13 protein-coding genes are annotated in these 18,514 nt (G+C 50.9%); 11 read left to right on the forward strand and 2 right to left on the reverse strand.

Translation table 11 applies throughout. The features are described from left to right. Positions 1 to 14 precede the first annotated feature (14 nt). A complete protein-coding gene (locus HGA34_01125) occupies positions 15 to 1,928 on the reverse strand; it encodes a hypothetical protein (protein NTW22128.1) in 1,914 nt (637 codons plus the stop codon). A 24-nt stretch (positions 1,929 to 1,952) separates the two neighbouring features. Between HGA34_01125 and HGA34_01130 the strand changes: the two genes are divergently transcribed. From HGA34_01130 to tgt, 7 genes are all read left to right on the forward strand, one after another. Continuing rightward, the gene (locus tag HGA34_01130; GenBank protein NTW22129.1) at positions 1,953 to 3,665 is read left to right on the forward strand and encodes a phospholipid carrier-dependent glycosyltransferase; all 1,713 of its coding nucleotides are present in this window, start codon (positions 1,953 to 1,955) and stop codon (positions 3,663 to 3,665) included. Continuing rightward, positions 3,652 to 4,830: a glycosyltransferase family 4 protein gene (locus HGA34_01135; GenBank protein NTW22130.1), complete on the forward strand. Its 1,179-nt coding sequence runs from the start codon at positions 3,652 to 3,654 to the stop codon at positions 4,828 to 4,830. Before HGA34_01130 ends, HGA34_01135 begins: the two co-directional genes overlap by 14 nt. A gap of 42 nt (positions 4,831 to 4,872) precedes the next feature. Beyond that, positions 4,873 to 6,246, forward strand: coding sequence for a tRNA pseudouridine(13) synthase TruD (gene truD, locus HGA34_01140; protein ID NTW22131.1), 1,374 nt, complete (start codon positions 4,873 to 4,875; stop codon positions 6,244 to 6,246). After that, entirely contained in the window at positions 6,239 to 8,764 is a 2,526-nt protein-coding gene (locus tag HGA34_01145) for a DUF4012 domain-containing protein (protein ID NTW22132.1), read from the forward strand. The genes truD and HGA34_01145 overlap by 8 nt, the downstream gene beginning before the upstream one ends. Before the next feature lie 131 nt (positions 8,765 to 8,895). Then, complete coding sequence (locus tag HGA34_01150) at positions 8,896 to 10,884, forward strand: hypothetical protein (GenBank protein NTW22133.1); 1,989 nt, start codon at positions 8,896 to 8,898, stop codon at positions 10,882 to 10,884. Positions 10,885 to 10,907: 23 nt separating this feature from the next. After that, positions 10,908 to 11,240 (forward strand): hypothetical protein, encoded by a 333-nt coding sequence (locus tag HGA34_01155; GenBank protein NTW22134.1) that lies wholly within the window; start codon positions 10,908 to 10,910, stop codon positions 11,238 to 11,240. A gap of 280 nt (positions 11,241 to 11,520) precedes the next feature. Then, positions 11,521 to 12,651 carry a tRNA guanosine(34) transglycosylase Tgt gene (tgt, locus tag HGA34_01160; GenBank protein ID NTW22135.1) on the forward strand — a complete coding sequence of 377 codons (1,131 nt, stop codon included), beginning with the start codon at positions 11,521 to 11,523 and terminating at the stop codon, positions 12,649 to 12,651. A gap of 57 nt (positions 12,652 to 12,708) precedes the next feature. Here the strand turns inward: tgt and HGA34_01165 are convergent, their stop codons facing one another. Beyond that, complete coding sequence (locus tag HGA34_01165) at positions 12,709 to 13,056, reverse strand: hypothetical protein (GenBank protein ID NTW22136.1); 348 nt, start codon at positions 13,054 to 13,056, stop codon at positions 12,709 to 12,711. Between the two features lie 204 nt (positions 13,057 to 13,260). Between HGA34_01165 and HGA34_01170 the strand changes: the two genes are divergently transcribed. The 4 genes from HGA34_01170 (at position 13,261) to HGA34_01185 (ending at position 18,412) form a co-directional block, all read left to right on the forward strand. Beyond that, positions 13,261 to 14,787, forward strand: a complete 1,527-nt coding sequence (locus HGA34_01170) for a CAP domain-containing protein (GenBank protein NTW22137.1) — start codon at positions 13,261 to 13,263, stop codon at positions 14,785 to 14,787. 205 nt (positions 14,788 to 14,992) lie between these two features. Continuing rightward, positions 14,993 to 16,069, forward strand: a complete 1,077-nt coding sequence (mnmA, locus tag HGA34_01175; GenBank protein NTW22138.1) for a tRNA 2-thiouridine(34) synthase MnmA — start codon at positions 14,993 to 14,995, stop codon at positions 16,067 to 16,069. A gap of 21 nt (positions 16,070 to 16,090) precedes the next feature. Then, positions 16,091 to 16,273: a hypothetical protein gene (locus tag HGA34_01180; GenBank protein ID NTW22139.1), complete on the forward strand. Its 183-nt coding sequence runs from the start codon at positions 16,091 to 16,093 to the stop codon at positions 16,271 to 16,273. Between the two features lie 276 nt (positions 16,274 to 16,549). Then, a complete protein-coding gene (locus HGA34_01185) occupies positions 16,550 to 18,412 on the forward strand; it encodes an alanine--tRNA ligase (GenBank protein ID NTW22140.1) in 1,863 nt (620 codons plus the stop codon). Positions 18,413 to 18,514: the final 102 nt, after the last annotated feature.

An 18,514-nucleotide genomic window follows, 5' to 3' on the forward strand; every position in this document is an offset into this window, starting at 1 on the left:
TTTTAGATTTCTATCTAGAATTCGTATTTGAAGACGACCGTTTCATTCTCGCCGAAAGGACGCCATTCGTCGGCCGCAGCCTTAGCCTCATCCATAACCTTAGGGAAAGCATACCAGTACTTGTTCAGTACGAAATATACGGTTTTCACGCCGGTCATTTCTGCCGCCTCACGGGCAGTCTCTTTGGCCGGTTTTTCGTAAACCATCTTAAGATAAGTCTGGTATAACGGGCTGGCAGTCGGCACCGGATAGTAAAATAGATCGTTGTAATAATGGGCGAAGCCGAACTCCCGCAATGCTGCCGCGCTGACTTGCTGATTAGCCAAGACGATATATGGCACTTGTGAATCTTGATCGATCCATCTAGCTGCTTCGATGTCGAACTTACCCACAGAGTAGCCGCGGCTATTGGCGTAACGATCAAGGCGAGGGTAGCTCAGATAAAAAACGGCGGTCAAGCACCCGGCCAGAAAAACCAGCCAAGGTCCCTTGGTCGGCATGCTGGCTGCACTCAGATTGACAAACAAGCGCTCAAGCGGCTTCAGAATGAGGGGCAGGGAAAATATCAAGGCCACCGTCAAAAGGCGGGCAGCATAATCATCGCGTTCGTAGCCGATAAGGAAATTGAACGGAAGCAGCTTGGTCAGCCAGTGCGCGAGCAAGAAGGCACCGGCCAAAGCCGTGGCCGCTTTCTGTTCTTGATAAAAAGCCGCGGATTCCTTGCGCCAAGCGAACCCGACGCTGACTAAAACCAGAATTATCCAATACCAATTATTGCCAATAAGGTAGAGCGAATTCCAGCCGATCAATTCCTGATCAGGCAAGGACATGATGCTGTTGGGCAGCCAATCGGGCCAGGCAAAGGCCAAGGCGTTCATATCAAGCTTTTCTAAGCCGGCAAAGGCCAGCGGCAAGCCGAAGATGGAAAGGGCGAGCAAGACGCGGTGCGCCAATTCGCTTCGCTTGAGCTTTAGAAAATCAACGGCTCGCCAAACGGTCAAAATCACTGCCGGGAGACCAGCGATTGGCTGGATTATGACCGCTGCGCATGACAAAACGCCAGACGTGATCAAATCGAACCTGTCAGGGCGCCAAGACATGGCAAGAACGATAATCAAAAACAGATAAGCCAGGTTCTGCGGCGTAGTGAATGTCAGCACGCCATATGGCAGGACTAGCAGGGCCAATGCCAGCAAGCGATGGCTTGATTTCAACTCCATCTTCTCAAACCAGCGCAGCACGACTGCCGGCAGCAACAACGCCGAAAGCAGAGGCACCAACAACAAGTGTACCCAATAGAGCGGGAGACCGATGAGCCGATGCAGCATCATGATCAGTCCGTATTGCCCAGCATAGTAATTCGATTTGGGTAAGACAAGCCCGGCCTTATCGATCAACTCGAGGGTGGCCTGATGGACGAAAAAATCATAGCCATAACCGAGACGGTAGACAAAAATGATAATGGAAAAAGACAGGGCATAATGCAGTGCTATTAGCGGTGCCTGATATGACCTGGAGTTGCCGAAATGGACCAGCAGTGCCAGGCTAGCTAGGAAATATGCGCCCAGGATCCAAAGCGAGACTGCTTGCCAGGGCGAGACGATCGAATCCGAGGTGCCAGAGCGCACCAACAGAATAATTGCTAACAGCCAGAAGGCCAAGAAGGCGGAGGCATAGGGATGAAATCCGATCCTGAAATAACGATTACCCTCGGTTGGACCCCAAAACGGCTCGATTAGTTTAAGATTGAATTTTTGGCCAAAATACCATAAAATAATGAAGAATAGAGCGGTCAGGACTAGCGAGAAAGCTATACCGGCCCAATTCAGGGCATAAAAACGATAAACCAGCCCGCTTGAGAGGGAAATGACCCCCAAAAGCAGGATAAATGGCTTGATATGCAGATTTATGATAAGCCTCAAAAACATACTATAATCATTGTAGTTTAATAAATGGAAATTGAGCAAGCCAAAAAACCAGGTCGTTTCTTGAAAATCGGCAAACAAGAGCTGTTCGTGTTCTTTTTGGCGGCAGTGTTCTTTTTGGCGGCTAGCTTATTCAATTTCAGCACCCAATCACCCAGCTTCACCAAATGGCTTTCGCCTGACGAAACAGCGAACTATGCCTTTACCAAGAACTTCGCCCTGACCGGACGGTTGAGCATCAGGGAACCATTAAACCCGCAGGTCGAGGGCATCATCCACCCTCGGAGCATGATGGTTGCCGGAGACGAGCTGAAACCGATGAGTTTTCTCGGCATCATTATCTTGTACGGTACTTTTGCCCGGTGGACTGACATCGCAGTCATTCCTTTCCTGACACCGCTGTTCGGCGCTATCGGACTCATAGTCTTTTACTTTCTGACCAAGCGTCTATTTGACCGACGCACCGCCTTGATCGCGGCCAGCGTCCTTACATTTTTCCCCCCTTATTTCTACTACTCCAGCCGAAGCATGTTCCATAACATACCATTTATCGTTTTTGCGCTTTCGGGCATGCTCTTTGCTGTGGCCATGAATCAGAAAACCAGGTTCGAGTGGGTTCAAAAATTCATTTACCCCGCACTTGCCGGCTTATTCTTCGGCTTAGCAGTCATAACCCGCACCTCCGAACTGCTTTGGCTCGGACCAACCCTCGTCATCCTTTGGCTTTTAAACATCAAGAAGGTCGGCTTCACCAAGCTTTTGGTCTTTCTGGCTTTTCTGGGCATCGGCCTTTTGCCCTCGGCTTACTACAGCCAAGTCCTGCACGGCTCGCCGCTCGCAACCGGTTATCCGCAGATGAATAGCTCGCTTGCCCAGTTGGGCCAGACCAGCAGCCAGCTCATCACCAGCGGCATTACTGAAACCAGCCTTTGGCAGAAGATACGGGACCTGATCTTCTACTTCGGCTTCAATCCGAAACAGACAGTTAAAATGACTTATAACTACTTTTACTCTATGTTCGGCTGGCTTTTCTGGGGCGCAGTGCTCGGCTTGACGATTTTCCTCGTGCAGTTCAGGAAGATCCGAAAGCGCGGACTGCTTTTCGTGCTAGCCTTCACCATGTTCAGTGTCGTGCTTTTGCTCTATTATGGCAGCTGGGAATTCCACGACAATCCCGACCCGACCAAATCGACGATCGGCAACTCCTACACGCGCTATTGGCTTCCTGTCTACTTAGGGTCGATCATCTTAGCCTCATTAGGAGTTAACCGGCTCAGCCGTCTATTCAAAAGCCAAAACCTGCGCCACGCTTTTCGCTTTCTGGTTATCGGCATCTTCATGCTTTGGGGCATCACCTTCTCGCTGACAGGGAGGGATGAAGGCCTGATTGAATCGTATTACAAGCAGAAGCTGAGCCAAGAGGAATGGCGCCAAGTCTTGGCCGTGACCGAAAGCGACGCCGTGATCATAACTAAATATCACGACAAACTTTTCTTTCCGGAACGCAAAGTCATCTACGGACTTTTTGACGATGATAATATGAACCGCACTTACGCCAAGCTCGTCAAGCTGGCTCCGACATATTATTATAACTTCACCTTCCCGGAAAAGGCTCTGGATTATCTTAATCGCAGCAAGTTGGCCAAATCCGGACTCCACATCAGGAAAGTAAAAACCATGAACCCGACATTCACCTTATATAAACTTGAATCAGCAAAACAATCTTATGCCAAATACTAAACGGATCGGCATCGACGCCAGGTTTTACGGCCCCATCGGCAAGGGCCTCGGCCGCTACACCCAAGAGGTGGTGGACAACATCATCCGATTGGATACAGAGAACGAATATGTGATCTTCTTGCGACGCGAAAATTTCGATGAGCTCAATCTTGATAATTTTCCGCGAGCCAGCAAAGTTTTGGCCGAGATTCGTTGGTACACTTTAGCCGAGCAGCTGATTATGCCATGGCTCATCTACAAGCAAAAGCTAGACTTGATCCACTTTCCGCACTTCAATGTGCCGATCTTGTGTCCGACCAGATTAGTCGTGACTATCCATGACTTGATTCTCATTAACTTTCCTACCAAGAAGGCGACCACCCTTGGGCCGCTGACGTATTTCATCAAGAACCTCGGTTACCGCTTGACGATTTGGCTAGCCCTAATGCGCGCCAAGTCCATTATCGCTGTCTCGCAATTTACCAAAGACGATATCGTCAAGCACTTCGGCGTCAAGCCCGAGAAGATCGTTGTCACCTACGAAGGCGTAGCCGACTTCGCACAAAGCGAATTAGCATCTGCCCAGGCTTCGTCGGAGCAAAGCCAGACCTTGATCAAATACCGCATCAATCGCCCATATATCCTCTACGTCGGCAATGCCTACCCTCACAAGAATCTTGAACAGCTGCTTAACGTCTTCAACAGCTTGCTCAAGACACGCCCCAATCTGCAGCTAGTCCTCGTCGGCAAAGAAGACCATTTTTACAGCAAGATCAAACAACAGGCCAAAGAGTTGCAGCTGACCATCCCAGGCAAGAGCAGCCCGGTAATTTTCACCGACTATGTCGACGACCGTGAGTTGGCCGAGCTTTATTCCCATGCCACCCTCTACGTCTTCGCCTCTTTCTATGAAGGCTTCGGCTTGCCGCCGCTTGAGGCTATGGCCAAGGGCTTGGCTGTTGCCAGTTCGAACACCACCAGCATGCCGGAAGTGCTGGGAGATGCAGCAGTCTACTTCGATCCGCGCGACACGACAGACATCCAAAACAAGATCAGCTCGCTGCTTGACGATCAGGAGCTGAGAAAAAAGCTTGTTGACAAGGGTTATGCCCAGATCAAGAAGTATAGCTGGAACACTTGCGCGCAGCAGACATTGCTGGTTTACCGCGAAAATCTGAAGTCATAAATTGTTTGGTTATTTTTTGTCGTTCGTGGTATAATAACGACCATGAATGATGAAATAAATCACTGGGAAATTGAGGTGCGCAATCGGCAGCATTACGTTTCAACGAACCCCGAATTGGCCCACTCTTCCGCCTACTTCAACCTGTCGACCTTCGAAAAGGGAATCGGCATTTCCAACATTGCCGACAACCGGATTACCGCATACTGGCCCTTGGATTTTTCCGACTACTGCATAGAAGAACACCTCTCTGACGGCCGCATCGCCCGCCTCGACAACCATACCGGCTCTTCAGCCGCAGATGGAGATTTCATCGTGCTTCAGGTGATATCTGCTGCCGGCACCCCAGCAATCATCAATTGGCTCAAGCAAGGATTGGCAGTCGAGTCCTCGGAGGTCGGTTACGCCAGCAGCAAAGAGCCTGGACTTATTACTAGCCAATTTTTCAGCTTGCCAGCCAGGGTCGCCCAACAACTGGCCTCTTTACCGGCACCGACCGGCTTTAGCGCAATCATAGCCGAAACTTCCTATTCCGCCGAAGCCATCTCACCGGCAAAACTCAAAGGCAACACCCACACGCTGCTTCTGCGGACACAGGAAGCATTTGAAAATGACCTCCTCGGCTTAAAGGCTGAAATATTGGCCAAATACGGCGCTTTGAATTATTTTCCGCCGAAGCGATTCGGCCGACGGCACAACTCACACCTTTTGGGCAAGCTCGTACTGTCGGAAAACTTCGAAGAAGCGATCAAGGACTTCCTTTGCCAGACCAGCCCGACCGAAGAACTTCTTCTTACACGATTGCGCGAAGTCGCCCTGTCTGGCTTTCCGAACTTCGAGAAGCTCGACAAGATCTTTTCCGTCCTTCCGGTAACTTTCTCCCACGAACTGGCTGTGATAAGATATCTCCATGACCACCCGGCCGATTACGCCGGCGCCATCATCCAGATCAAGCATTTGGCCAAGCAATGGCTTTTCGCTTATGGCGCATATATTTTCAACACGAATCTGGGCGAAGCCTCGGGCATCAAGGGCATCATCAACGAACAACTGCCCTGGACCTTCAGCCCCGATACGGCGGACAAGCTCGTGTACCGGCGCTGTTTCGAACGCGACAACATCTTTAACGGTTTTGAAGTCAATTTCATCAAGGAACTTATTCCTGAACGCAAACAATTGATTCCTGGCAGGATTTTTCCCAAGGCCCTGACTTGCCGCGCCGTCGGCAAGGGCGTGGCCTTGTCGTTTTTTTTAGAAGGGACTATGCCAGCTGAAACCGTAGTGGCGAATCTTTTAAATTTCACTTCCGTTACGCCTCGCCCAGACTGGGTCGACGTTTCCAGATTCGACGCTAAGAAGATGCTTGATCAAGGAAGCGTCGCCGATATAGCTTTAAGACTTTCACCTCAAAATGCCTAAGATAAGTTACAAGCCGCTGCCGAAATCGCAGCACGTCATCAACCTCAAAGACGAACTGGCTAAACGCCAGGATGCTTCTGCGAGCTCGAACTCCAACAAGCAGTGGAGCCGAGTCATGGCTAAGCCGGTGCAGATTTTTGACAGGCCGGCGGAACCGATCAAGTCAGAAGCCAGGCCAGCCAAAGAACGCAAGGTACCAAAGGAACCCAAAGCAGAGAAGGCCATAAGGGAGCCGATAAAACTCGACCTCCGTCTTGAATTGAATTTGTGGCAGCACTTCTACAGTTTCTGCGTCATCCTAGGCAAATCTATTTTCTCTATCGGCAAACTCTACTTCGCCCCAGTCTCTGCGGTCAAAAAAATATTCGCCGAAAAACCGAAGGCCGACCCGATCAAATCCGAGACAAGGGCAGACAAGAAAGAAACCAAGAAGCGGGTGAAAGTCGAACCGGCACCCGCCTTGCCCGCTCCAGCCCCTTCGCCGATCATCAGGATATCGCCCGTGCGCTCAGCTTTCGCTTTCACTGTCATCCTTCTGCTGCTCGCTGCTTTGCTCAAGGGCACGGTATTATTTGCTGCCGTCTCACAAGCTAAGGATAGGGTTGTACGCAATGTGGCTGACAGCCTTTCAAGCCTGGCCGGCGCCAGCAAAGCCGCGGCTGACAAAGATTTTCTCAATGCTACTCGCTCGCTCTCCGAGGCCAAACAAGGCTTCGTTGGGGCTCAACAGGAACTCTCATCCATCAATGACCTGCTTTTGAAGCTGGCCGGCGCAGCACCGAGCCCCGAACTCAAGCTGGCCGGCAACAGCAAGGCTATACTCGCAGCTGCCGAGTCGGCATCGTCATTGGGGCAGAACCTGACCCAAGCCATCTCTTATTTCACCGCTGATTTTGCCAGCACGACAGACCTCGCCGCCAAACTAGAAAATATCAATGTCCAAGCCAGGGCGGCGGCCGACAACTCACGTCTCTTAAACCAGGAACTGAACAGCATCGACATGCAAGCCATCCCCGACGGACTGCATAACCAATTCATTTTCATCCGCAATAAATCCAACGACCTCTACAAGAGCCTCGAGGAATTATCTAATCTTTCCGATGCCGCCAACCTTTTTCTCGGCCTCAACCAAGATCGCCGCTACCTCCTGATTTTTCAGAACAACGCCGAGGCCCGAGCGACCGGCGGCTTCTTCGGCAGCTTCGCCTTGATTGATTTCAGCAAAGGCAAAATCAAAAAAATCGAGACACCGGGCGGAGGCAGTTACGACACCGACGCTGGCCTGCGCGAACGCATCATCGCGCCAGAGCCGTTGCAGCTGGTCAACGCCCAGTGGCACTTCTGGGATTCTAACTGGTGGCCGGACTGGCCGACCTCGGCCAAGAAAATCGCCTGGTTCTATGAAAAATCAGCCGGCCCCTCGGTCGATGGCGTGATCAGCTTCACTCCGACCGTCATGGAGGAGCTCCTGCGAGCAGTAGGACCAATCGATATGACAGCGCAGTACGGCGTCACCATCGATGCCGACAACTTTTGGGACGTGACCCAGGAATTTTCCGAACAAAAGCCGGACGTGACCAAGACGCCCAAGAAAATCATCGGCGACCTGATGAACCAGCTCTTGGCCGAAATCCCAAAAAGGATGAACAAGGAGATCTCTCTCAAATTATTAGCATTAGCTGACAAGGAGCTGTCCGAACGGCAGATCCTGCTTTATTTTTTCAATGACGAACTGGAGAACACGGTCCAGCGCTTCGGCTGGGATGGCCGGGTGAAGGCAACCAACTGGGATTACCTCTCCGTCATCAATTCCAATATCGCCGGCGGCAAGAGCGATCGTCGCATCAGGCAGACTTTCACTCACAATGCTGTGCTGCAGCCCGATGGCACGATCATCGATGAAGTTAAGATCAAGCGCGAACACACTGCCGGCAACAGGGAACCTTTCGCCGGCGTCCGCAACGTCGACTGGATGCGTGTTTACGTACCGCACGGCAGCCAGCTTCTCGAGGCAACGGGATTCGAGACGCCATCGAGCACCTTCTTCGACAAGCCGGATGACACCTGGGAACACGACCCGAGTTTGGCTGCCGAAGAGCAAGCCCAGGTCGACCCCATGAGCGGCACCAAGATATATGACGAAGCAGGCAAGACGGTCTTTGCCAACTGGAGCATGATCGATCCGGGGCAGACCGAAGAAATCACCCTGCGCTACCGCCTGCCGTTCACTATCAAGAATGCAACAAAAGAACAAACCTGGCAGGACGAATTAGATAACTTCATGGGCTGGACTCAGGCCAATTATTATCCCTATTCATTGCTGGTCCAGAAGCAGTCCGGCTCGCTTAACACCACCCTGATCAGCAAATTCGAGATACAGTCACCGACCGCAGGCCGGCCAAAGCTTAAGGTCGCACAGACCCAACCGAGATCGAGCGGTCAGACCACGATCGGCTGGAGCGGCGAGCAATCCCTCGACACTGATTATTACCAAGCAGCTTTTTTAACTGATTATTAAACAACGTTTGAAGCAAATCTTTTGAGAATTGATTTTATCGCGCATACGTACTCGTCTAAGCAGGAAAATTAATTCTCAAAAGATTTGCCAGCGACCATTCCATAGAAGCAATTAAAAATCTCAAATACCATATGCCAAAACCAAAAAAGACAGGCAAGAACATCGCGCCAGCCGCCGCGGCTCCAGCCCCGGAGGCGAACGACGTCGTGCTTAAGAACGAGCAATCGGCAGTCAGCGAATTTGTCGAGCGCAACCTGCCGAACACCACCGAGACCGAAGAGTTCGAGGAGTTCGTCCAAAACGAAGTCCGCCAAAGCCAGATCGATGCCGGTCTTGAAGAGATCTACCACGACGAGGATGGCAATATGGTTGACGTTAAAACTATGGTTATGAAAAAAGGCCACGGCCTCATCTACCGCGGGTTCGTCACGCTCCTCACCCTGGCATTGATCGCCGGGGCCGGCTGGAGCGCTTACCGTTTCTACCTGACCAAGCAAGTCGAGAACAACAGCTCGGTCAGCCTCTCCATCTCCGGCGATGCCGAAACGCTGCTCGGAGAAGAGAAGACCTATATCATCAGCTACAAGAATCTCGACCAGGTCGACTTGAAGAATATCAACATCAAGGCGACATTGCCGGATAATTTCATCGTCACCGAGACTCAACCGCAAGCGGCCACCGGCACCACCTGGCACATTGATCTCTTGGGCAGTAAACGCTCCGACCAAATCACCATCAAGGGGCGCATCGTCGGTGAAGTCGGACAGAGCGCCATTTTCCTGGCCACCATGTCCTATCAGCCGGCCAATTTCTCCTCGGAGTTCAGCAAAGAAGCCAGCTTCAATTCAAAAATATCCGGGCTCGGCCTCGACCTCAATTTCGATTACCCATCCAATGTCTTAGTCGGCGAGACGAATGCAATCACCGTCAAATACAAAGCGCAGGACAAGTCGTTCGTGCCCAACTACCGCCTGAGTATCGAGCAGGCGGAAAACATCGAAATCATCGGGGCGGCCTCGAGCTCGGCTTCGACCACCTCGTGGCAGGTCGCCAGCACCACCAACCAAGAAAAATCCTTGGAAATCAAGTTCAAGTTCAAACAGAAGACGACAGACAAGCAGGAAATCAATCTGGTTTTCGAGTACACCAGCGATGGCCAGAAATATTTCACTTTCTTGAAAAAGCCGCTGCCCTTCAACGTCATTACCAAGAATTTGAACCTGAACCTCATCATCAACGGCTCACAGAACGACCAGGGCGTCGATTTCGGCCAGACTTTGAATTACACCATCACCTACGCCAACAAGGGCGAGGCCGCCATGAAAGAAGTGGTCATCATGGCCAATCTTGAAAGCGACTTCCTCGATTGGCCGTCGCTCGCCGACAAAAACCAGGGCCAGGCCGGCAACCAACACATTACTTGGTCCAAGGACCAGATTCCAGCCTTGGCCGATCTGGCACCAGGCAACGAGGGTACGATCGACTTCTCGATTAAGGTCAAACCAGCCGGCGATATCGATCCAACCAAGAATTACCAGATCAAGAGCTACGCCCGCTTCCAGATCGGCGCTTCGACCTCGACCGACGCCACATCAACCGAGGAGACGAGCGACCGTAGCAACGCCATCACCAACAAGATCAATTCGGACCTTTCATTGAAGGAGGAAATCCGCTACTTCAATGACGACAACATCGCTGTCGGCTCGGGCCCGATGCCGCCGAAAGTCGGCGAGGCCACAAGTTACCGCGTCTACTGGCACTTGTCCAATAACCTGAATGAGTTGAACGAACTGAAGATCACCACCAAGCTGCCGCCGTACGTCAAATGGGACAGCCGCAACCGCGCTGATGTCGGCGCAGTCAGCTACGACCAGGCGACAGGGAACATTACCTGGCAGATCGGCCGCCTGCCTATCTCGGTCTACAAGGCCGAGGCCGAATTCAGCATCTCCATCCTCCCTACCGAAGAGGACAAGAACAAGATGCTGGTGTTGCTGCCTGGCTCGACGATCGAAGCCATCGACACCACCACCCAGACCCGCATCAACAAGACATCAAAAGCCAAAACCACAAAACTCGAAGACGACTCGGCCATTACTGACGATGGACGAGTACAATAAAAATTTATAATTAACCTAAACTTATGAAATTTGGAGAACCAAAATTAACTTCTGTGCCAGAGTCTGAAGAATTAAAAAAAGAAAGGGAAAGGGAAGGAAAAGGTGAATTTAAATTTTGGCGGCTGACACAACAGGAAAAAATGGCAATTATTTATTCCTACTCAGACTATGGAAAAAGTGATGAATCTCTGAGCTTTTTAGCTGATGACAGCCTAATTGATGACGCTGTCATTTCTCAAACTGACATCAGTGAATTACAACAATTCGACTTAGGCAGAATACTCGAAGGAGAAGCCGAAGAGGAAAGAAAAACAAAAATATTGGCCATTCTACATAGAATAAGACTAGAAAAATAAAAAAATTGAAAAAATACCATTATCATATGGTTAGTAAAAAATTAGCTCTCGCGCAATTCATTGTCCTGCTCTTTGGTACTATCTTTGCTTGGACCAATCTTGGACTGGAAACTTACAACTATCTCAACCAGAAACCGTGCCAGTTTTCTTGCACGGCGGGGCAGGTGGTCAATCCGGTCTTTACTCCGTGTTTTTATGGCGCACTCTTCTTCTTGACGGCTTTTGTTTTGAGCGCCATAATGCTAAATCAAAGCCGAAATGCTTTGACGAAGCAATAATCATGAAACCATTCTCAGTCAATAAGACCTCCAAAAAATCCAAAGCACGCCTGGGTAAGTACAAAACTGCCCATGGAGCTTTAAATACGCCATTTTTCATGCCGGTGGCGACACAGGGCGTCTTGAAGCATGTTACCACCGAGGAGGTCCGCCAGCTTGGCTCGCAGATCATCCTTTCCAATACTTACCACCTAATGCTCCGACCCGGCTCGGCACACGTCAAGAAGATGGGCGGCCTGCACGCCTTCGCCGACTGGCAAGGCAGCATCCTCACCGACTCAGGCGGGTTCCAAGTCTTTTCCTTAGCCGGCACCAAGAAGCGCACCGGAGAGGGGTTGGTAAAAATTACCGACAACGGCGTCGAGTTCCGCTCCTATGTCGACGGTTCGAAGCACTTGTTGACCCCAGAGCGCGCCTTGCGCATCCAGGCCGAGCTCGGCGTGGATATCGCCGTCTGTCTCGACCAGTGCGTCGCCTTGCCGGCCGACGAAAAGAAATTGAAGCACTCGGTCGAGATCACCACCAAGTGGGCCGAGCGCACAAAGAAAGAATTAAAGAAAATTAAAAATAAGCCACTAGTCCACGCCGTCATCCAAGGCGGCCTCGATATCGAATTGCGCAAGCAGAGTCTGACCGAACTGGCCGCCCTCGACTTCGACGGTTACAACATCGGCGGTCTGGCCGTGGGCGAGACAAGCGAGCAGATGGACGACATGCTGGCCGAGCTGACGCCGCTTTTGCCAGCCGACAAGCCTCGCTATCTCATGGGTGTCGGCTACCCGGAGCAGATTGTCCACGCGGTCAAGCAGGGCATCGACATGTTTGATTGTGTTATCCCGACCCGTGAAGGCCGCCACGGACGACTCTTTCAGTTCGCCAAAGGCAAGAGCCTTGCGAGCAAAAACTTTTACAGCACAATCAACATCACCAATAGTAAATTCGCGAGCGACAAGCACCCGATAAACCCCGATTCAAAAATCCCAGCGCTGCGCAAGTACACCCTCGGCTATCTGAATTATTTATACAAGATCAACGAGCCGCTCGGCCTGCGCCTGGCCACGCTCAACAACGTCGAGTTTTATTTGAAGCTTATGGAAAGAATTCGACAAGATATCAAGCTTGGGGAGATATAAAAAGGGCCCAGTTCAATCTGGGCCCCGAGATACTGACAATAGAAGTACCGTTGACAATCACTGTTCCGCCAACTCGCACAACCTGTTTGCTCCTGCAAATGCAACGCGATAGAAGCAGCGAGACATGCCAGGAACACCAGACCAACATTTCTCGATAAGTCTGGAATCCTCTGCGAGTTGCATGTCAGAACCAGAAACTGAACTTCTGGCTATGGCGTCGAATCCGCTTACACGGTTGCCGACTGATACTCTTTTTGCAGTTTGAATGAGCGCGATCACTGCTCGGTCGTTAGCAGCCATAATTTGCTCCACCGTTTCTAGGGATATTTTTGCAACAGCACTAAGTGCAATCGCCGAAATTTCCCACTCCTCATACGGAACTCCACCTGATTTTTGGGGAATCATAAGCACCTCCTGGTACGAATGGTTGGGTAATATCTGATTAAGCAAGTTATCATTAATTATTTACATAGTCAATAATCAAAGCCTGTAAGTCCTGTATTTATCAACACCCGATATTTTTTCACAAAAAATACACCAGACTTATACCATTAAACACGCTGTTTATCGGGCTTTGCCTGGTTTGCCGAAAGTTGCTATAATATCAACATGTCACAAAAAGAATTTTTAACATTCACGGAGTTCTTGCTAGAGAAAAATAATCTCGGCACGCTGCCTTTGAAAGCACCCGTTGCCAAGCAAGACGTCCTTCAGGAATTCACTCCAACCAAGCCAGTCACCAAGACATCCGTCCCACTTTCAGTGCCGACGGCTTTGTCGTTGTCCAACCTGAACCAGCCGACCGAAAAGGCACCGACCTCCAAGCTTCAGGCCACCATCGGCAAGCCCAACGCCAAGACCGGCAAGGTTAAGGACTATTTCATTCCGCACGAAGGCAACGGCTACCACCCGCACGCTCTTCACCCGCAACGCTTGGCCTTTCACGCTACCTCGGCCGTAGTCATAAAAATCGTCACTCTTTTGATATTGGTAAGTTTCCCAGTCGAAGCCTGGCTCGCTCCGGAAGAACTGACTGCCCAGAACCAGCAGATCATCAAGTATACCAACCAGATTCGCCGCGAGTCCAACCTGAACGAACTCAAGGTCAGCCAGCGCCTGAATCAGGCTTCATATTTAAAAGCACAGGACATGCTGATCAAGCAGTACTTCGCCCACATCAGTCCAGATAAGGTCGGGTTATCCAACTGGCTTGCCATGGCCGAATACCCCTACGCCGTTGCCGGCGAGAACTTGGCCATGGGTTTCACCAGTGCGGCCGACGTCATGCTCGGCTGGCGCCAGAGTCCGACCCACTATGCCAACCTAATCGATCCGGAGTTCAAAGAAATCGGAGTTTCCAGTGTCGCAGGCGCATACCAGGACACGGACACTACCTTTGTCGCCCAGTTTTTCGCCAAGCCTGATCCGGGCGTCATGGCGGCTGCCAAATCCACCACCCCTGAGGTCAAGGCCAAGAAGCTGATGGGCAAAGTCATCGTCGCCGCTGCCCGTCCAGAAACTTTCACTTCAGTCACTGCAAATATCGAACCGGTCGAACAGGTCCTCGGCATCAAAGCCACTGAAATCCCCTCAACACCAGTCGAACCGCAACTCACTCCTGATGGCCAACCGAGGGTCAGCCTATTTATCAATCAGCCTCAGACCGGCAAGCTGCTGATCCAAAGCGAAGCTTTTGTCCCGAAGGATACGACCAAGGCGCAAATCTCTGTCAAAGGGCGCACCATCGACCTGGAGCTGATTAATCCCAACTCCGGCCTCTGGGGCACCAACCAGCTGATCTACACCGAGAAGCCTGACCCGGCCGAGGCGGTCGTACCGGCAGTTATCACTGTCTGGGACAAAGATGGCAACAAGACCAGCACTGACATTAACGCCAGCAATCTCAAACCGACCGCAACAACTTACGTCAAGCAATACCAATACGCCAAGAGCCACCAGCCGGGTGTCACTTCATCCATCATTTCCTTTACCTCTTCCTATTATCTGGTACTGCTTCTCCTGGCTATGGTCGCCCTGACTTTCAATATCTTCGTCGCTTTCAACAAACAGCACCCCCGCTTGATTGCCAGCACCATCGGCTTCATGAGCCTGATTGCCTTACTGATCCTGCTCTAAATTTCCCAACAAAAAAGCAAGCGGCCTTTACGGGCCGCTTTTTTATCCAAAAAAAATGGGGTGCAGCTGGTGACTGCACCCCCAAGGAGGGCTGTTGCTTCGGCACTTGAAGGAGCGACGTATTCAAAGCAACGGCGTTCTACGCTGCTATTATGACATTATACTTACATTTGTCAAGAAAATGATAATGTAGTATAAAGCACTTATGCCAAAAAATAGGAAAAAGATAATAATCTCGATGTCGGGCGGAGTGGATTCTTCGGTGGCCGCCGCCTTATTGAAAGAGCAGGGACATGAACTGATCGGCATCTTCATGCATTTTTGGGCTGAAGAAAGCCAAAATACGGGCCAGACCAACAAGTGCTGCTCGGTCGAATCGTTCAATGACGCCCGCCGCGTGGCCAATCAGCTGGGCTTTCCTTTATATACCCTGAATCTTGATGACCAATTCAAAAAAGAGATTGTTGACGATTTCCTCTTGGAATACCAGCGGGGCAATACGCCCAACCCGTGCGTAGCCTGCAACAAATTCATCAAGTTTGATGCCATCCTGAAAAAGGCTGAGGAGCTAGGTTTTGATGCCGTGGCCACCGGCCACTACGCCCGAATCGTAGAAAACGACGGCCATCTGCATCTGGCCAGACCCAAAGACCTGAACAAGGACCAAACCTATTTCCTTTACACCTTGAGCGAAGAGAAACTTAAGAAGATAATTTTTCCTTTGGCCGAGCTGACCAAGCCCGAAGTAAGGGAACTGGCCAAAAAATTCGGCTTGACCACAGCTTCGAAGCCCGAGAGTCAGGAAATCTGTTTCGTCGGCTCGAACGACCACAACGATTTCCTTAGACGTCACCTCGACCTCAAGCCAGGACCGATCGTCACTTTGGACGGACAGACACTGGGCGAACACAAAGGTTTACCGCTTTACACGCTTGGCCAGCGCAAAGGCGTAGAAATCGGCGGCATCGGCCCATTCTACGTAGCCGGATTTGATTATCCCAAAAATATCCTGTATGTTACCAGCAACGGCGAAGGTCCGGAGCTTTACCGCGATCAACTCCAAGTGAACGATATTTCTTGGACCGGCAGCGAACCAGCCTTTCCGTTCGAATGCCAGGCCGTTATCCGTTATCGACACAAGCCTTGCGAAGTCACCATCGACCGTGCAGGCGATTCATCATATACTGTTCATTTCAAAACACCCCAGCGTGCCATCACGCCAGGGCAAAGCGTAGTCTTCTATCAAGACGATACCGTTATCGGCGGAGGAATCATAATCTAGCGACCAGTCCAGGAGGGAAAGATGCCACTAAGTCCATACTGCTCAGGCAATCAAGTTGCCACACCTAAACCGAGCTGCACCTGTCATCTTTATTCCAAATCAGATGAGTTGATCCACCATACCTGCCCGGTGTGCGGACCGACTCACAACGGCGGCACTATGCGCCAATCTTCCAACGAAAGGGGGTGTTCTACTTGTTCATAACCAAATGGATGCTGCGTGGACCCACGCACTGTAAAGAAGGCTGCTGAACCGGGGCCGGCAATCTACCGCAAGGATGATTGACCGGCCCTCTTTTTTTATTTTAATAATAAATTGGCGGCAGCCCAGCCTCGGTATTAAATTTTAATGCGCATACGTACTCGTCTAAGCAGGAAAATTTAATACCGAGGCTGGGCGTTTTAAATTACCAAAGCATAATCCTTGAAAAAAATGCGAAAATCAGTATAATTAATTTATTCTTATTACCAAACCAAAAATATGACCGCCAACGAACTTAGGCAGAAATATCTCGATTTCTTCAAATCAAAAGGCCACTCAATCATTCCGAGCGCCTCATTGATGCCGGAAAATGACCCGACAGTACTATTTACCACTGCCGGCATGCATCCGTTGGTGCCATACCTGATGGGCGAGAACCATCCAGGCGGGACGCGCGTCGCCGACGTACAGAAATGCATCCGCACCGGCGACATCGACGACGTAGGCGACAATCGCCATCTGACTTTTTTTGAAATGTTAGGCAATTGGTCGTTCGGCGACTACTTCAAAAAAGAGGCTATCAGCTGGAGTTGGGAATTCCTAACTTCCAAAGAATGGCTCGGCCTCGACCCAAATCGCTTATACGTCACCGTCTTTATGGGCAATGACGACTCGCCAGTAGATGAAGAATCGATCGGCGTCTGGCAAGAACAGTTCGCCAAGTTCGGCATCAAGGCCGAGGTCTGTCCTTATGGAGAGAAGATTGCCGGCAATCCTGCCTACCGCATCTTCACCTTGCCTGCCAAAGACAACTGGTGGGGACCGGCCGGCGAGACAGGCCCATGCGGCCCATGCTCCGAGATGTTTTATGACGTCCGACCAGCAGAAGGCGCGCTCGAACTGACCTTCGACGAAGAGGTCGACCGCTTCCGTATCATGGAAATCTGGAATGATGTCTTCATGGAATTCAACAAAGTAGCCCCCGGCCAATTCGAGAAACTATCACAAAAGAATGTCGACACTGGCATGGGACTCGAACGTACCATCACCGTCCTGACCGGCAAACAGAGCGTCTTCGAGACCGACATCTTCAAAACCATATTCGCCAAGATTGAAAGCCTGACCGGCAAAACCTATGGCGCAGACGAAAAAGATGACAAAGCCATGCGCGTCATCGCTGACCACCTCAAAGCTTCAACCTTTATAATCGGCGACAACAAGGGGGTGACTCCATCGAACAACGCACACGGCTACGTCGTGCGACGCCTCTTGAGGCGCGCTATGCGTTACGGACGCCAGCTCGGCCTGATCAATCAGATTTGGATCAGCGAGGTTGCCAAGGTAATTATCGCCGATTTTGCCGACATCTACCCGGAATTAGCTAAAAATAGCGACTTTGTTTTGGCCCAACTCAGCGAAGAAGAGGAAAAATTCAGCAAGACTCTGGAAAACGGCTTGAAAGAGTTTGAAAAGCTCAAAAACAAGACCCAGATTGCCGAAAGGCTGATTGACGGCGTCGACGCCTTCAATCTATACCAGACTTACGGCTTTCCTTTGGAAATCACCAAAGAACTGGCAGCCGAAGCCGGCTTAACCATCGATGAAGCAGCCTTTAACCAGGAGCTGGAGAAGCATCAGGAACTTTCACGCACCGCTTCAGCTGGAATGTTCAAGGGCGGTTTGGCTGATGCCTCGGACGAAACCAAGAAACTTCACACCGCCGCTCACTTGATGTTAGCCGCCTTACGCCAAGTTTTGGGAGACCACATCCAGCAAAAGGGCTCAAACATCACCGCCGAGCGCCTGCGCTTCGACTTTTCTCATCCGGACAAGATGACCCCCGAACAAATCGCTCAGGTCGAGGCCATCGTCAATAAGAATATCGCTGATGACCTGCCGGTAGGCTACCAGGAGATGACCCTGGAGGAGGCCAAGGCCATCGGTGCAACCGGCGTTTTTGAGTCTAAATATGGAGAAAAAGTGAAGGTTTATACCGCCGGCGAGGGAGCTAATATCGCCAGCCGGGAGATCTGCGGCGGCCCTCATGTTGACAGAACTGGAATTTTAGGTAAATTTAAGATACAGAAAGAAGAAAGTTCGTCTTCTGGCGTCCGCCGTATCAAAGCGGTACTGGAACAGTAGACGGCCAATTAATGTGAATAATTCCACAGTTGCCTTTCGGGCGGCTGGAGGAAAAGACTTGAATAGGGGATTAATGACCCGTTAATTTGGTTTAAAATTACT

This window comes from Candidatus Falkowbacteria bacterium, from assembly GCA_013336275.1.
Lineage (GTDB): Bacteria > Patescibacteriota > Patescibacteriia > Patescibacteriales > GWE2-39-37 > JAAXUA01.

Coding starts and splice junctions, on each gene's coding strand:
- HGA34_01125 (NTW22128.1), bottom strand. CDS start 1,928: ATGTTTTTGAGGCTTATCATAAATCTGCATATCAAGCCATTTATCCTG.
- HGA34_01130 (NTW22129.1), top strand. CDS start 1,953: ATGGAAATTGAGCAAGCCAAAAAACCAGGTCGTTTCTTGAAAATCGGC.
- HGA34_01135 (NTW22130.1), top strand. CDS start 3,652: ATGCCAAATACTAAACGGATCGGCATCGACGCCAGGTTTTACGGCCCC.
- truD (NTW22131.1), top strand. CDS start 4,873: ATGAATGATGAAATAAATCACTGGGAAATTGAGGTGCGCAATCGGCAG.
- HGA34_01145 (NTW22132.1), top strand. CDS start 6,239: ATGCCTAAGATAAGTTACAAGCCGCTGCCGAAATCGCAGCACGTCATC.
- HGA34_01150 (NTW22133.1), top strand. CDS start 8,896: ATGCCAAAACCAAAAAAGACAGGCAAGAACATCGCGCCAGCCGCCGCG.
- HGA34_01155 (NTW22134.1), top strand. CDS start 10,908: ATGAAATTTGGAGAACCAAAATTAACTTCTGTGCCAGAGTCTGAAGAA.
- tgt (NTW22135.1), top strand. CDS start 11,521: ATGAAACCATTCTCAGTCAATAAGACCTCCAAAAAATCCAAAGCACGC.
- HGA34_01165 (NTW22136.1), bottom strand. CDS start 13,056: ATGATTCCCCAAAAATCAGGTGGAGTTCCGTATGAGGAGTGGGAAATT.
- HGA34_01170 (NTW22137.1), top strand. CDS start 13,261: ATGTCACAAAAAGAATTTTTAACATTCACGGAGTTCTTGCTAGAGAAA.
- mnmA (NTW22138.1), top strand. CDS start 14,993: ATGCCAAAAAATAGGAAAAAGATAATAATCTCGATGTCGGGCGGAGTG.
- HGA34_01180 (NTW22139.1), top strand. CDS start 16,091: ATGCCACTAAGTCCATACTGCTCAGGCAATCAAGTTGCCACACCTAAA.
- HGA34_01185 (NTW22140.1), top strand. CDS start 16,550: ATGACCGCCAACGAACTTAGGCAGAAATATCTCGATTTCTTCAAATCA.